This window comes from Micromonospora sp. NPDC049049, assembly GCF_040649115.1.
Lineage (GTDB): Bacteria > Actinomycetota > Actinomycetes > Mycobacteriales > Micromonosporaceae > Micromonospora.
Window position 1 is genome coordinate 32,828 of record NZ_JBEZEX010000031.1, and the last position, 14,201, is coordinate 47,028.

General features: G+C 72.0%; 13 protein-coding genes. 7 read left to right on the forward strand and 6 right to left on the reverse strand.

Going from position 1 to position 14,201, the window contains the following annotated elements; all coding sequences use genetic code 11:
* Positions 1–31 precede the first annotated feature (31 nt).
* On the reverse strand, positions 32–634 hold the full coding sequence (locus AB0B68_RS26100; RefSeq protein ID WP_357201359.1) for a MarR family winged helix-turn-helix transcriptional regulator: 603 nt from the start codon (positions 632–634) through the stop codon (positions 32–34).
* Between the two features lie 114 nt (positions 635–748).
* On the opposite strand from AB0B68_RS26100, the gene AB0B68_RS26105 reads away from it, so the two are divergent.
* From AB0B68_RS26105 to AB0B68_RS26115, 3 genes are all read left to right on the forward strand, one after another.
* Positions 749–2,326 carry an LLM class flavin-dependent oxidoreductase gene (locus tag AB0B68_RS26105; RefSeq protein ID WP_357263306.1) on the forward strand — a complete coding sequence of 526 codons (1,578 nt, stop codon included), beginning with the start codon at positions 749–751 and terminating at the stop codon, positions 2,324–2,326.
* Positions 2,327–2,389: 63 nt separating this feature from the next.
* Positions 2,390–2,986, forward strand: coding sequence for a helix-turn-helix domain-containing protein (locus AB0B68_RS26110; protein WP_357263309.1), 597 nt, complete (start codon positions 2,390–2,392; stop codon positions 2,984–2,986).
* Positions 2,983–4,263 carry an MFS transporter gene (locus AB0B68_RS26115; protein WP_357263312.1) on the forward strand — a complete coding sequence of 427 codons (1,281 nt, stop codon included), beginning with the start codon at positions 2,983–2,985 and terminating at the stop codon, positions 4,261–4,263. The genes AB0B68_RS26110 and AB0B68_RS26115 overlap by 4 nt, the downstream gene beginning before the upstream one ends.
* A 48-nt stretch (positions 4,264–4,311) precedes the next feature.
* Here AB0B68_RS26115 and AB0B68_RS26120 read toward each other — a convergent pair whose 3' ends face one another.
* The 3 genes from AB0B68_RS26120 to AB0B68_RS26130 all read right to left on the reverse strand — a co-directional run bounded on the left by AB0B68_RS26120 (position 4,312) and on the right by AB0B68_RS26130 (position 6,663).
* Positions 4,312–5,007 carry an alpha/beta hydrolase gene (locus AB0B68_RS26120; RefSeq protein ID WP_357204564.1) on the reverse strand — a complete coding sequence of 232 codons (696 nt, stop codon included), beginning with the start codon at positions 5,005–5,007 and terminating at the stop codon, positions 4,312–4,314.
* Positions 5,008–5,145: 138 nt separating this feature from the next.
* A complete protein-coding gene (locus AB0B68_RS26125) occupies positions 5,146–6,141 on the reverse strand; it encodes an L-dopachrome tautomerase-related protein (RefSeq protein WP_357263317.1) in 996 nt (331 codons plus the stop codon).
* A 99-nt stretch (positions 6,142–6,240) separates the two neighbouring features.
* The gene (locus tag AB0B68_RS26130) at positions 6,241–6,663 is read right to left on the reverse strand and encodes an MmcQ/YjbR family DNA-binding protein (protein WP_357204566.1); all 423 of its coding nucleotides are present in this window, start codon (positions 6,661–6,663) and stop codon (positions 6,241–6,243) included.
* 105 nt (positions 6,664–6,768) lie between these two features.
* Here AB0B68_RS26130 and AB0B68_RS26135 point away from each other — a divergent pair, with 105 nt between their 5' ends.
* Positions 6,769–8,151 (forward strand): transposase, encoded by a 1,383-nt coding sequence (locus tag AB0B68_RS26135; RefSeq protein ID WP_357263320.1) that lies wholly within the window; start codon positions 6,769–6,771, stop codon positions 8,149–8,151.
* Between the two features lie 155 nt (positions 8,152–8,306).
* A complete protein-coding gene (locus tag AB0B68_RS26140) occupies positions 8,307–10,109 on the forward strand; it encodes an acyl-CoA dehydrogenase (RefSeq protein ID WP_357263323.1) in 1,803 nt (600 codons plus the stop codon).
* 3 nt (positions 10,110–10,112) lie between these two features.
* Here the strand turns inward: AB0B68_RS26140 and AB0B68_RS26145 are convergent, their stop codons facing one another.
* Both AB0B68_RS26145 and AB0B68_RS26150 read right to left on the reverse strand, forming a co-directional pair.
* Positions 10,113–10,289 carry a hypothetical protein gene (locus AB0B68_RS26145; protein ID WP_355010015.1) on the reverse strand — a complete coding sequence of 59 codons (177 nt, stop codon included), beginning with the start codon at positions 10,287–10,289 and terminating at the stop codon, positions 10,113–10,115.
* A 98-nt stretch (positions 10,290–10,387) separates the two neighbouring features.
* Complete coding sequence (locus AB0B68_RS26150; protein WP_357204575.1) at positions 10,388–11,107, reverse strand: spermidine synthase; 720 nt, start codon at positions 11,105–11,107, stop codon at positions 10,388–10,390.
* Positions 11,108–11,415: 308 nt separating this feature from the next.
* Between AB0B68_RS26150 and tnpB the strand changes: the two genes are divergently transcribed.
* Together tnpB and eccB are read left to right on the forward strand one after the other, a co-directional pair.
* Positions 11,416–12,789, forward strand: a complete 1,374-nt coding sequence (tnpB, locus tag AB0B68_RS26155; protein ID WP_357204576.1) for an IS607 family element RNA-guided endonuclease TnpB — start codon at positions 11,416–11,418, stop codon at positions 12,787–12,789.
* Positions 12,790–12,813: 24 nt separating this feature from the next.
* Entirely contained in the window at positions 12,814–14,199 is a 1,386-nt protein-coding gene (gene eccB / locus AB0B68_RS26160) for a type VII secretion protein EccB (RefSeq protein ID WP_357263327.1), read from the forward strand.
* Positions 14,200–14,201 lie beyond the last annotated feature (2 nt).

The window sequence follows — 14,201 nt, forward strand, 5'->3', positions numbered from 1 at the left end:
CGGGGCAGGCCCGTTGCGCTGCGGTCGCAGGTCAGTCCGGCCTGCTGCGGCCGGCTCGGGGAGTGGCGGTTCGCCCACCCCGCGCCGCCGCGGCACCGCTGCGACGTGTAGCGGGCGCGGCAGGCTCCGGGTCGGCCTGCACCTGTGTCACCACCTCGCAGAGGTCACGCAGCGGGTCCGCCGCCTGGGCCGAGCAGGCGACCTTCTGGAGCAGTGACCGCAGCGTCGCCGACTCGGCCGGGGTGAGCGCCCCCAGCAGATGCGACTCGACCTGCCGCAGTGCGACCCGCCGCTTTTCCCAGGCGGCACGGCCGGCGTCGGTGACCTCGATGAGCCGGTTGCGCCGGTCGGCCGGGTCCGCGCGCCGGGCGACGAACCCGGGCCGCTCCAGGTCGTCGATCAGGTACGTGAGGACGGTGCGGTCGATGCCGATCTCCTCGGCGATCGCGCCCTGGTTTCGGGCCGGCCCGTTGCTGGCCGCGGTGAGTAGTTGGTAGCCGCGCGGGCCACCGGGAAAGTCGGTGAGCGCGTGCTCGGCCGCCCGGACGTAGCCGCGGAAGACGATGCCGAGCATCCAGCCCAGGTCGTCGTCGAGCGGATCGGGCCGGTCCGGCCGGTGAGAGGCACCCGTCATCCCCCGACAATACCGCAGCGAGGCAGACCTTGTTGGCAGAAGATGTTCTGTCTGGCATAAGGTTATGGTCACGGCGCATCGACCGAGGCGTCGGGGAAATGGGGAGGCTCGCAGATGAGCGACTACGGCCACGACCTGGTCTTCGGCTCCTTCGTCACGCCCAGCGCTGACAATCCGGACCGTACGGTCGGTGTCGCCGTCCTGGCCGAGCAGGTCGGGTTGGACCTGGTCACCTTTCAGGATCACCCGTACCAGCCGGCGTTCCTCGACACCTGGACGCTGCTGAGCTTCGTGGCGGCCCGCACCAGCCGGGTGCACCTGGCGGCGAACGTGACGAACCTGCCGCTGCGCCCGCCGGCGGTGCTCGCCCGCAGTGTGGCCAGCCTGGATCTGCTCAGCGGTGGCCGGGTCGGCCTCGGCCTCGGGGCAGGGGCGTTCTGGGACGCCATCGAGGCGATGGGCGGTCGGCGGCTGACCCCCGGCCAGGGCGTACGGGCGCTGGAGGAGGCCATCGAGGTCGTCCGTCAGCTCTGGGACGTCGAGACGCGCGGCGGAGTGCGGGTCGACGGCGAGTTCTACCAGGTGGTGGGTGCCAAGCGCGGTCCGGCTCCGGCCCACGCGGTGCCGATCTGGCTGGGCGCGTACAAGCCCCGGATGCTCCAGCTCACCGGTCGTCGGGCCGACGGTTGGCTGCCCTCGCTGGGCTACCTCCAGCCCGGTGATCTGACCAGGGGCAACGCGATCATCGACGACGCCGCGCAGCAGGCTGGCCGGTCCCCGCAGGACGTGCGTCGGTTGCTCAACATCGCCGGGGAGTTCTCGGGCGTCGGGCGCGGCCCGCTGAACGGACCCGCCGAGCAGTGGGCCGAGGAGCTGGCTGAGCTGGCGCTGGAGGAGGGCGTCGGCACCTTCATCCTGGGCAGCGACGACCCCGACGACCTGCGCCGCTTCGCCGGCGAGGTGGCGCCCGCCGTCCGCGAGCTCGTCGCCGCCGAACGTGACCGGGGCGCGGCTCCGGCACGTACGCCGGAACCGGAGCCGGAGCCGGTCGCTGCGCCGCCGGTCCGGGCGAGCCGCGCCACCGCGACCGGTGGTGCGTTCGCCGTGGTGCCGACCCCCGACGACGGCGTACGGCGAAGCGAGCGGCAGGTGTGGGACGAGGCGGCCCGGCCGACCGGGCCCGCGCCCGACCCGGAGCGCACCTACACCCCGCAGGAGCAGGCCACCGGCGCGCACCTCGTGCAGGTCCACGACGGGCTGCGCGCCGAGCTGACCCAAATTCACGACCTGATCGAGCAGGTGGCGGCCGGCGAGATCGACGCCGGTGCGGCCCGGTCCCACATCAACACGATGACCATGCGGCAGAACCGGTGGACCCTCGGCGTCTACTGCGAGTCCTACTGCCGCATCGTCACCACCCACCACACGATCGAGGACCAGTCGCTCTTTCCCAGGTTGCGGGCTCGTGACCCGCGACTCGCCCCGGTGGTCGACCGGCTGGAGCAGGAGCATCACGTCATCCACGACGTGCTGGAGGGTGTCGATCGGGCCCTGGTCGCGTACGTCGGGTCTCCGGATGGGCTCGCCGAGCTGCGGGCCGCGGTGGACCTGCTGACCGACGCCCTCCTGTCGCACCTCAGCTACGAGGAGCGGGAACTGGTTGAGCCGTTGGCGCGTCTGGGCATCGCCTGATCAGCGCGCCGCTGCGGCGGCTCGGGGTTGCCCCGATCTAATCTGAGAGACTACTCTCGAAACATGTCTCTCAAGAATCCGTACGGGGATTTCGAGATCACCGAGCCGCAGGCGCTACGGGCGCTGGCCCACCCGGTGCGGCTGGCCATCCTCGAACACCTTCAGCGGCACGGCCCGGCGACGGCGACCGGGCTCTCGCCGCACGTCGGCGCCACACCGTCGGTGGTCAGCTGGCACCTGCGGCACCTCGCGACCTTCGGACTGGTCAACGACTGGGACGGCGCCACCAGCAAGCGGGAACGCTGGTGGCAGGCCGTCGCCCGGGGCTTCCGCTTCACCGCGCCCGACAGCGCCGAAGGGCAGTCCGCCAGCCAGCAGTTGCGCGGCGAGATGTTCGCCCGCAACGCCGACGCGCCCCAGCAGTGGCTGCTGCGAGAGGAGCCCCGGCTGGACCCCGAGTGGCGCGCGCTGGCCGGCATGGCCGACACCCGGTTCGTGGCCACGGCCGATGAGCTCCGCCAGCTGGAGGAGTCGATCGAAGAGCTGATCGCCCCGTACGTGCGGCGCAAGGAGGAATCGGCCCCGGACAGCGCGCGGATCGTCCGGATGCTGCGCTACCTCCTGCCCGAGCCCGGCGACGACGACGCGGCCACGTCATGACCGCCACCGGCACCGGCTCCGTCAGCGCCACCGGCGCCGTGCCCCCGCCGGCCCTGCACCGCGACCGACGGTTCCGCACCTTCTGGATCAGCGAAACGATCTCCCAGTTCGGTGACCGGATCAGCGAACTGGCTCTGCCGCTGATCGCCGTCACCCTGCTCACCGCGACGCCCATTCAGGTGAGCGTCCTCACCGCGCTGATCTGGCTGCCCAACCTCCTGGGCCTCTTCCTCGGTGCCTGGGTCGACCAGCGCACCCACAAGCGGCGACTCCTGATCATCGCGGACCTGGTCCGCGCCGCGGTGCTGCTCAGCCTGCCGGTGGCCTACCTGTTCGACGCGATCACCCTCACCCAGCTCTACCTGGTGGCACTGCTCACCGGCCTCGGAGCGGTCCTGTTCGCCATGGCGCGTCAGGCGTTCTTCGTCGCGCTGGTGCCGCGATCGGCGTACGTGGACGCGAACAGCAAGCTGAGCATGAGCCGGTCGCTGTCGTTCATCGCCGGCCCGGCCGTCGGCGGCGGGCTCGTCCAGGCCCTCAGCGCGCCGGTCGCGATCCTCGTCGACGCGGTGTCGTTCCTCGGCTCCGCGCTGCTGCTCCACCGCATCCCGGTGACCGAGACGCCGCCACCGCCGCGTCGAACGTCCACGCTGGGCCTGGTCCGCGAAGGGCTCACGCTGGTGCTGCGGCACCCGGTGCTGCGGGCCGCCCTCGGCTGCACCAGCACTGTCAACTTCTTCACCTTCATCGCCGGCGCGCTGCTGGTCCTCTACGCCAGCCGCGAACTCAACCTGTCGGCCGGCGCGATCGGGATCGCCCTCGGGTTCGGAGCGCTCGGCGGCTTCGCGGGAGCGGCGCTCGCACCACGGGTCTCCCGCGCCATCGGCCTGGGCCGTACCGCCATGATCGGGGCGGTGCTCTTCCCCGCGCCGCTGGCGCTGACCGCGCTGGTCTCCGGACCTACCTGGACGAAGGTGGCCATGCTGGCGGCCATCGAGCTCGTCTCCAGCATCGGCGTGATGCTCATGGACGTGAACCTCAACGCCCTGCTCACCGCCGTGACACCCGACGACGCGCGGGGACGCCGGGCCGGCGCCTACAGCGCCGTCAACTACGGCATCCGACCGCTCGGTGCGCTGGTCGGCGGCACCTTGGGCACCACCATCGGGCTGCGGCCCACCCTGGCCATCGCCGGCCTCGGCGGCGTGCTCGCCGTGCTGTGGTTGTTCGCGTCACCGGTGCGCCACATCCACACCCTCGACGAAACGGCGACCTGACCGACGAGGCGGCGCGGTGTCCTGGGCCGCGGCCCAGGACACCGCCCGTCAGGCGGCCTGCGCCAGCAGGATCCTGGCCAGCTCGGTGGGCTGGGAGAACATCGGCCAGTGGCCCGTGTCCATGGTGACCAGTCGCCACTGGTCACTGGTCAGCAGCTTGGCCACCGTGTCGTTGGGCTCGGGCCCGTCGAGCAGGCACTTGACGTACGTCGCCGGCAGCTCACCCAGCGGCCGGCCCACCACGGCCGGCTCGGTCAGCGTCGCGCCCGGATGCGGCGTGGAACCCTCGATCAGCCGGGCGACCTGCTCGTCGGTGAGACCCTGACCATCGAAGTCGGCCGCGCCGAGCGGCGCCCAGTCGCCGCCGTTGTCGGCGAGCTGCGCCTCGAACGCCGCCTGGCCCTGCCACCAGCCGGAGGCGAACGACCCACCGTCGACCGGCACCTCGGAGTCCACGAAAACCACCCGGCTCAACCGGTCGCCGATCCGCTCGGCCGCCTGACCCGCGGGAATGCCCGAGTAGCTGTGCCCGACCAGCACCACATCGTGCAGGTCGCCGCTCTCGATCTCGTCGACGATGTCCTGCACGTGGGTCTGCTGCCCGGCCGGGACACCCCGCTTGTCGGCGAGGCCGGAGAGGGTCAGCGGGTGGGTGCCGTGCCCGGCCGCCCGCAGGGGCGGCACCACCTCGTCCCACGCCCACGCCCCTAGCCACGCCCCTGCCACCAACACGAAATCAGCCATGGCCGGGACCCTAGCGGCACCCTGCGACAGCGCCGACACGTCAGGACAGGCGCGTGCCTGGCCGATGACCGCGAACGGTCATCCGGTGGCCAGGACGGGGGAAACCCGGTGCGGATTGGCGGCTGCCGGACTCAGCTCTCAGACGTGGTCCCGGGCGGGCGGCCCGATCTCGACGGGCATCCGGTAGATCTGGGCCGGGTAGTCGACGGCCGCGACGCCGCCGTTGAGCCCGGCGGTCAGGTGCAGTTGGGCCGCCGGCATCCAGAGCCGGGCATCGGCGTCGAGCCACATCGCGTCCACCCAGGCCAGTCGGGGGTCGGCGACGAGCGTCCGTACGCTGCGGTCGGGTGCGAGGACGAGGACGCGCCGCCGTTCCAGGTCGCTGAGATAGATGGTGCCGGTGGCATCGATGGCCGTGCCACCGGTGCTGGGTGTGTCACACCAGCGTCCGACAGCCCGGGCCAGCTCGTCGGGGGACACCGACGGGTCGTCCAACCACCGGGTGGCGATCCGGGACATTCCGCCGGAGGCCGGCTGGTAGTAGAGCCAGCGACCGTCCGGCGACACCTCCAACTGGTCCACGTGCAGGCGTACCTCGGCGCCGTCCGGGTCACGCAGCACGCGACCGTCGGCGACCACCGGGCCGCCCGCCGTGCTCGGATGCCCGTCGAGCACCCGTCTCGACCGACCCGAGTCGAGATCGAGCACGATGAGGCCCGCCGCCCCGGCGTCGCTGAGATACGCCGCCCGGCCGTTGAAGCGGACGTCGTCGACGTAGCTGCCCGGGTGCACCGCCTCGTCGAGGTGGTAGACCCGCTCCACGCGGTCGTCGTCCGGGTCGACAACGATCAGCCGAGCGCCGCCCGGCACCTGCGCGCCGCCGATCTGCGGCGAACCCGAGTCGACGATCCACAACCGGCCGTCCGGGCCGGCGCGCAACCCGTTGACGTGCACGAACGCCCCGCCCGGCGGCTGGTCGGCGCGGTTCCAGGCGACATCGGGGTACGGGACACGACGACCGTCCGGCAGTGCCTCCACCACCTGCACGCCGGGCCGATCCGCCGACGGGTAGCTCAGGAACACCCGCCCCCGCACTGTGGTCACGCCCGTGCACACCCGGTCTTCCTGGAACACCGGCGTCAAACGGTGATCCTGTTCGGTGGGCAGCGACGACATCGCGCGGTATCCCCGGAGCGTGCCGGCCGAAACCGCCGGTTGAAGGCGCCGCCGTGCTCAGCGCATCTGCGGTGCCGGGGGGCCGACCCGGGCGGCGAGCCGCTTCGGAGCCATGACGCAGTAGCTCTCGGTGAGCAACTCGCGCACCTCCTCCCAGTCGGTGTTGTCGTCCAGGACCATGCCCATCACGGTCGGGCTCCAGTCCGGTTTGTAGAAGGGGTGCCCGGTGGCGAGGAGCCCGGCGATCTCGTCGAGTGGCGACCGGAAGGTCAGCAGGCAGGCGGGCTGGTCGAGTGCGGCGGCCCGGGCGTGCACCGGCTGGCGATCGGGGTCGACGGTGAGCACGTGGGCGATGGTCCGCTTGCGAATCCGCCAGCGGGTGCCCACCCAGGCAGGCTCCTCGTAGGTCTCCGGCAGGCCGAGACAGATCGGCCGCAGCCGGTCGAGGACCTCGGGCGGGACGTCTGCGGGTGCGGTCACGGACAACGATGCTAGTGCTGTGTCCACTGACGTTGGCCGGGTTGTGTCAGACCCTCGTGGTTGGGTTCGGGTATGCCCAGACGTAGGGACTCAGGAGCGCCGCGGGTGGTGCATCGCACCGCCCGGGTCGGCCTGCGTCTGACCCGGGCGCAGCGGCAACGCTGCTTCGGCCTGCTCCGCGCGGCCGGGGATCTTTGGGCGTGTGTATTGGAATACAACAGCTGGCGGCATCGTCGTCACGATCGGCCGGTCGCGAGCTATCAGGAGTTGTGTCGACTGCTCGCCGCATCTGGTCCGGGCACGTTCGGTGAGCTCGACTCGACCGGCGCCCGGTCGGTGTTGCGTCGCTATTCTGATGCGTGGTTCAGCGCTGCCGCCCGCCGCAGGGCGGGGCATGGTGAGGTGCGGTATCCGCGGCGGCGACGGTCGTTGATGCCGGTCCGCTGGTATCACGGCACGTTCGGTCTGAGTGAACGGCGGCTGCGGTTGCCGACCTCGGCCGGGAGCCCGCCGCTGGTGGTGCGCCTGGACCGGGCGGTTCCCTACCCCCATGATGCGGTGCGGTCAGTGACGCTGGTGTTCGATCAGGGGCGGTTGTGGGTCGAGGTCACCGCGGAGCTTCCGGTCGCGACCTACCCTGCGGCTCAGGAGCCGCAGCGGGGGCGGGTCGCCGGGGTCGACCTGGGCATCATTCACCCGTACGCGGTGGCAACCGGTGACGGGCAGATGTTGCTGGTGTCCGGGCGGGCGATCCGCGCCGAGCACCGTCAGCACCTGGCCGACACGAAAGGCCGCCGCCGGGCGACCGCCGCCCGTGCACCGACGAGGGGCCAGCGGGGTTCGCGGCGGTGGCGCAAGACCCGCCGGCGGGCTCGGCTGATGGAGGGGCGGCATCGGCGTCGGGTACGGCAGGCCGGGCACGAGGCCGCGAAGACCGTGATCGGCTGGGCAGTGCAGCACCGGGTCGGGACCCTGACCGTCGGTGACCCGCGTGGTGTCCTCGATCTTCAGGCGGGTCGGCGGCACAACCTGCGGTTGCGGCAGTGGCAACTCGGCCGGGCGATCGCGGTCCTGAAGGACAAGGCGGAGCTGGCCGGGATCACCGTGTATCTGGTCGATGAGCGGGGTACGTCGTCGACCTGCCCGGTGTGCCGGCGCAGAGTGGTCAAGCCCCGCGGGCGGACCATGATGTGCAGGAGTTGCGGGTTCGTCGGGCATCGCGATGTTGCCGCGGCGTTCACCATCGCCACCCGGACCCCGGGCGGCGTCACTACCACTGCACCCGACATGGGTGCGGTCATCACGCACCGTCGAGCAGGCCGACACCTTCCCGGTGCCGGGCTGTCCCGGCGTGACCCACGCCGCCCACCAGCGGTGTCAGGGTCGGTTGGCCGGCTGAGGCCCGCCCCACTACCGGTGGGGAGTCGCTCGCTCCGACAACGTCTGGGCGAGGAACCACAACACCACCGACAACCCGGTGAACGTTAGTGGTCACAGCACTAGCCGTACGGTGTGACAAGTTCCGCTCGTCGAACCCCACCCCGCCCGGTGGTGCGCGCCCTGCCGATCCGCCAGGATGGGCCGGGGCGACAGTGGGCCGTCGCCCTGGCCCGACCAGCCCCCTGCGCCCGCTGAGGAGTGCCGTGCCGTCCACCCTGCTCTCCCGCCGTGACCTCGACTTCCTGCTGCACGAGTGGCTGCGGGTGTCCGAGCTCGTCGAGCGCCCCCGCTACGCCGAGCACTCCCGGGAGACCTTCGACGACGCCCTGGATCTCGCCGAACAGGTGGCCACCGAGCAGTTCGCCCCGCACAACCGCGCCGCCGACCTGGCCGAGCCCACCTTCGACGGGCAGCGGGTGCGGCTGATCCCGCAGATCCGTGCCGCGTTGGACAGCTTCGCCGAGACGGGCCTGCTCACCGCCGGGCTGGACGCCAGTGTCGGCGGCCTGCAACTGCCGCACGCCGTCGCGGCGGCGTGCTTCACCTGGTTCCAGGCCGCCAACGTGGCCACCTCGGCGTACCCGTTCCTCACCCTGGGCAACGCCAACCTGCTGCTGGCCCACGGCAGCCCCGAGCAGGTGGACACCTACGTCCGGCCGATGCTGGACGGCCGATTCTTCGGCACCATGTGCCTGTCCGAGCCGCACGCCGGCAGCTCGCTGGCCGACATCACCACCCGCGCCGAGCCGCAGGCGGACGGCACGTACCGGCTGCACGGCACCAAAATGTGGATCTCCGGTGGTGACCACGAGTTGGCCGAGAACATCGTCCACCTGGTGCTGGCGCGCATCCCGGGCGCGCCGCCCGGGGTCAAGGGCATCTCGCTGTTCATCGTGCCGAAGGTGCTGGTCGGCCCGGACGGGACGCTCGGTGAGCGCAACGACGTGGCCCTGGCCGGGCTCAACCACAAGATGGGGTTCCGGGGCACCACCAACGCCCTGCTCAGCTTCGGCGACGGCGCGCACACCCCGGCCGGCCGCGTCGGCGCGGTGGGCCACCTGGTCGGCGCGCCGCACCAGGGTCTGGCGCAGATGTTCCACATGATGAACGAGGCCCGGATCGGGGTCGGGGCGGGCGCCACCGCGCTGGGTTACACCGGCTATCTCAAGAGCCTGGCGTACGCGAAGGAGAGGCCGCAGGGCCGGCCGGTCGGCGCGAAGGACCCGGCCGCCGCGCAGGTGCCGATCATCGACCACCCTGACGTACGACGGATGCTGCTGGCCCAGAAGAGCTACGTGGAGGGCGCGCTGGCGCTGGTGCTCTACTGCGCCCGGTTGCTCGACGAGCAGACGACCGCACCGGCCGAGGCCGACCGCGAGCGCGCGCACCTGCTGCTGGACGTGCTCACCCCGATCACCAAGAGTTGGCCGTCGCAGTGGTGCCTTGCGGCCAACGACCTGGCGATCCAGGTGCTCGGGGGCGCCGGCTACACCCGCGACCACGACGTGGAGCAGCACTACCGGGACAACCGGCTCAACCCGATCCACGAGGGCACCCACGGCATCCAGGCACTGGATCTGCTGGGGCGCAAAATGGTCATGCAGGGCGGCGCAGGTCTCACCCTGCTGACCACGACGATCGGTGACACGGTCGAGCGGGCCCGCAAGGTCGGGGGAGAGGCGTCCGAGCTGGCCGAGCGGCTGGCCGCCGCGGTGGACCGGGTCACCGCTGTCACCCGTCGACTGTGGGCTGACGGTGACCCGGTGGTCGCGCTGGCCAACGCCAGCGCCTACCTGGAGGCCGTCGGGCACGTGGTGATCGCGTGGATGTGGCTGGAGCAGGTGCTGGTGCTGCCGCCGGAAGGCGCCGGCGACGCGTTCCACGCCGGCAAGCGGCAGGCCGCTCGCTACTTCTTCACCGTCGAGCTGCCCCGGACCGGCCCGCAGTTCGACCTGCTGGACAGCCGGGACCGGACCACGCTCGACATGCGCCCGGACTGGTTCTGACCCTCAGCGTCGTCGGCCCTGATGCTGCACCGCCTGCCGCCCCTTGACGACGCCCCAGACGATCACGATCACCAGCGCGATCAGACCGATGATGATCAGCCAGCGGACCGCCTCGAGGATCAGGCCGAGCAGGATCAGCACGCCGGCGACCACGCCGACGACCCAGAGCAGTGCACGCATGTCGACCTCCAGTGACCGGCCGTGCCTGGTGCGGCCGGCCCCGGTTTCTCATTCCCCGTCCGGCCGACACCATGCGCGGGCGGCACACCCGACGTCGATCAGGGGCCGGTACGCGCCACGTAGACGGTGTTCGCCGACTCCCCGCCGGTCAGCGGGTTGGCGAACGGCACGACGTGCGCGCGTACGCTCACGAACACCTCGCTGAGCGCGGCGGTGAACTCGGCGTCCGGCGGGTCGTCCGACCAGAGCGCGAAGACTCCCTCGGGGCGTAGCAGGGCGGCCAGGCGACGCAACCCGGCAGGCGGGTAGAACGCCGCGTGGCTCGGGTGCAGGACGTTGCGCGGGGAGTGGTCGACGTCGAGCAGGACCGCGTCGAACCGCCGGCCGGGCACCTCGGCGTCGAAGCCGGTGTCACCGGCCACCGCCGCGAAGAAGTCGGCTTGCACGAAGCGGGTCCGAGGGTCCTCGGCGAGCCCCGCCGCGAACGGCAGCAGCCCTCGTTGGTGCCAGTCGATCACGTCCTCGATCGCCTCCACCACGAACAGTGAGCGCACCCGGGGGTCGCCCAGCGCCGCGCAGGCGGTGTAGCCCAGCCCGAGGCCGCCCACCACCACGTCGAGCGAATCACCGGCCACCTCGGCGAGACCGAGCCGGGCCAGCTCGATCTCCGCGACCGGGAAGAGGCTGGACATCAGGTACTCGTCGTCGAGCTTGACCTCGTACACCTCGACCTGGAGTGCCGGGTCCCGGCGTCGGCGCAGGCTGATCGCGCCGATCGGCGTCTCCCGCCAGGCCAGCTCTTCGAAACGCGCGCCCACGGGTGCCCTCTCGCCGCCGGATTCGTCCACGGATGGTACCGGTTGCCCCGCGACGGGCGGCCACGCAGGGTCCACAGGACATCGACGCAGCGCATATCCTGTGCCCGGCCGATCCACCGGAGGGGAAGTAACTGCTGGCGTTCTGACGGTCAGGAGTGTTCAGTGGTCGTCTAGAGGGGCGGTGTGAACTTGAGGGAGTGGGCGGCGGCTACCGGCGTCTCGTACGCGACGGCGGTACGAGTCCGGGACGTTGCCTGTTCCCGCGTACCGGCTCGCCGCGCGGCCGAGGTGGTCATCGAGGATCCGACGTGAAGACGATCCAGGCTTACCGGTTCGCCCTCGACCTCACCCCAGGCCAGGAACGCGCCGTGAGGGCGCATGTGGGGGCCGCGCGAGTGGCGCATAACTGGGCGCTCGCCCGGGTCAAGGCGGTCATGGACCAGCGCGCTGCGGAGCGCTCCTATGGGATGCCGGATGAGTTGCTGACGCCGTCACTGCCGTGGTCGCTCGCCGGGCTGCGCAAGGCGTGGAACGAAGCGAAGGCTGATGCGGCGCCGTGGTGGGGTGAGGTGTCGAAAGAGGCGTTCAACACCGGCCTGGACGCTCTCGCCCGCGGCTTGAAGAACTGGGCTGACTCCCGTCAGGGCGGGCGGGCCGGCAGAGCGGTCGGTTTCCCCCGCTTCAAGTCCCGCCGCCGTGGCACACCGGCGGTGCGGTTCACCACCGGCGCGATCCGGGTCGAGCCCGACCGCCGCCACGTGGTGCTGCCGAGGCTGGGTCGGTTGAAGCTGCACGAATCCGCCCGCAAGCTCGCCCGCCGTATCGAGGGCGGCACCGCGCGGATCATGTCCGCCACCGTGCGCCGCGACGGCGGACGGTGGCACGTCTCGTTCACCGTCGAGGTGCAGCGGACCGAACGGCAACCGGCCCGGCCCGCCTCGGTGGTGGGTGTGGACGTCGGAATCAAACATCTTGCGGTGTTGTCCACCGGTGAGCGGGTCGACAACCCGCGCCACCTCGTCGCCGCGCAGGCCCGACTGCGGGCGCTCGGTCGGGCGTCGTCGCGGAAGTCCGGCCCCGACCGGCGCACCGGCTGCCGCCCCTCGAACCGCTGGCAACGCGCCTCGGACCGACTTGGTCGCGCCCATGCGCGAGTCGCGAACCTGCGCCGCGACGGGCTGCACAAGCTCACCACGAGGCTGACACGCGAACACGGCACCATCGTTGTCGAAGACCTGAACGTCGCGGGCATGCTGCGCAACCGGCGGCTGGCCCGGCACATCGCTGACGCCGGGTTCGCCGAGATCCGCCGTCAGCTGGCATACAAGACCGGATGGAACGGCGGCCGGTTGCTCGTGGCCGACCGCTGGTATCCGTCCTCGAAAACCTGCTCGGGTTGCGGCGCGGTGAAAGCCAAGCTCGCCCTGCACGAGCGTGAGTACGACTGTGAGGCGTGCGGCCTGGTCATCGACCGTGACCGCAACGCCGCACTCAACCTGGCCGCCCTCGCGGCTGAGCTCAGCACCACCGCCGGGAGTGGCTCGGTGGCAGCACGCGGAGCCGACCAGAAGGCCCACACACAAGGGCAGGTGGCTGTGAAACGTGAACCCGGCACGGCATCCGCCGGCAAGACCGGGACCGCCCCCACCGCAAGGCGGGGCAACCAATCACGCGCTCACTAGAGCGCACCGAAAGGTAACGGACTCATGCCGTCGCGGCAGGACCAGCTGCACTCCTACCAGTTCAGCGTCCAGCGGGCGGTCGCCGCCCTGGTCATGCGGGAGACCGACCCCGCGCAGTCGCCGTTTCGGCGGCTGGCCGGCGCCGGCCTGGCCAGCGTCCTGGTGGCGGCGATCGGGCTCGGTGGCTTCGCCCTCTACGGTCTGTTCGCCGGCGGCGGCAAGGGTTGGCGGGATCCGGGCGCGGTGATCGTGGAGAAGGAGTCCGGTGCCCGCTTCGTCTACCGGGAGCAGAAGCTGCACCCGGTGCTCAACTACGCCTCGGCGCTGCTCATCGTCGGTGCGGACCGCTCGAAGACCGTCCTGGTGTCCCGACGCACGATCGACGGAGTGCCGCGCGGGCTGCCGTTGGGCATCGCCGACGCACCCGACTCGCTGCCCGCCCCGAGCCGGCTGGCCGCCACGGCATGGACGGTCTGCTCGACCGTCCCGGCCGGCACGGGCGTCGAGGCGCCCCGCTCCGCGTTGCTGATCGGCACCGAGCCCGACGGCGGTCGGCCGTTGGGCGACGACGCGCTGCTCCTGCGCCACCCCGACGGCGGGCTGCACCTCGTCTGGCATCAGCGCCGCTACCTCGTCCGTGATCCGAGCCGGGTGCTGGCGGCGCTCGCCACCACCCGAGCCCAGGCGGTCGGGGTCGCGCCGGCACTGCTCAACTCGCTGCCCGCCGGCACCGACCTCGCCCCACTCGATCTGCCCGCGTTGGGTCGGCCCGCCACCCGGGTGCCGGGTGCCGCGATCGGCACAGTCTACCTGGTGAGCAACTCCGGCGGCGGTCGGCAGTACGCGGTGGCGCTCGACGCCGGCCTGGCCGGCATCACCGAGTTGCAGGCGGGGTTGCTGCTGGCCCGCACCGGGCAGGTCGAGCCGGTGCCGATGACGTTGGGTCGGTTCGCCGCGCTGCCCACGGTGCCTGATCTCGCGCCGACCGGGCCGAACGCCCCGCCACCGACCCCGCCCCGGCTCGCGGCCGGCGAGGGCGGGGCGCTCTGCACACGCATCGGTGACGACGGCGGGGTTGGTGAGGTGCGGTGGGGCGTACCGCTGCGGGACCTGACGGCCGTGCCCCGTACGGCGCGGACCGGCGGCGCGGTGCTGGCCGACCACGTGGTGGTGGAGCCGGGCCGCGGCGCGGTGGTCGAGGCCGCCGCGGCGCCCGGCGCGACCGGCGGCGCGATCTCCGTGGTCACCGACCTGGGCCGACGGTACGTGCTGGCCGACCGGGAGGTGCTCCCGATGCTCGGCTACCGCGACGTGCGGCCGGTGCGGTTACCGTCCGGGCTGGTCAGCCTGGTACCCGCCGGCGCCACCCTCGACCCGGTCGCCGCCCGCGCCGTCGCCGCCCCGGACTGACC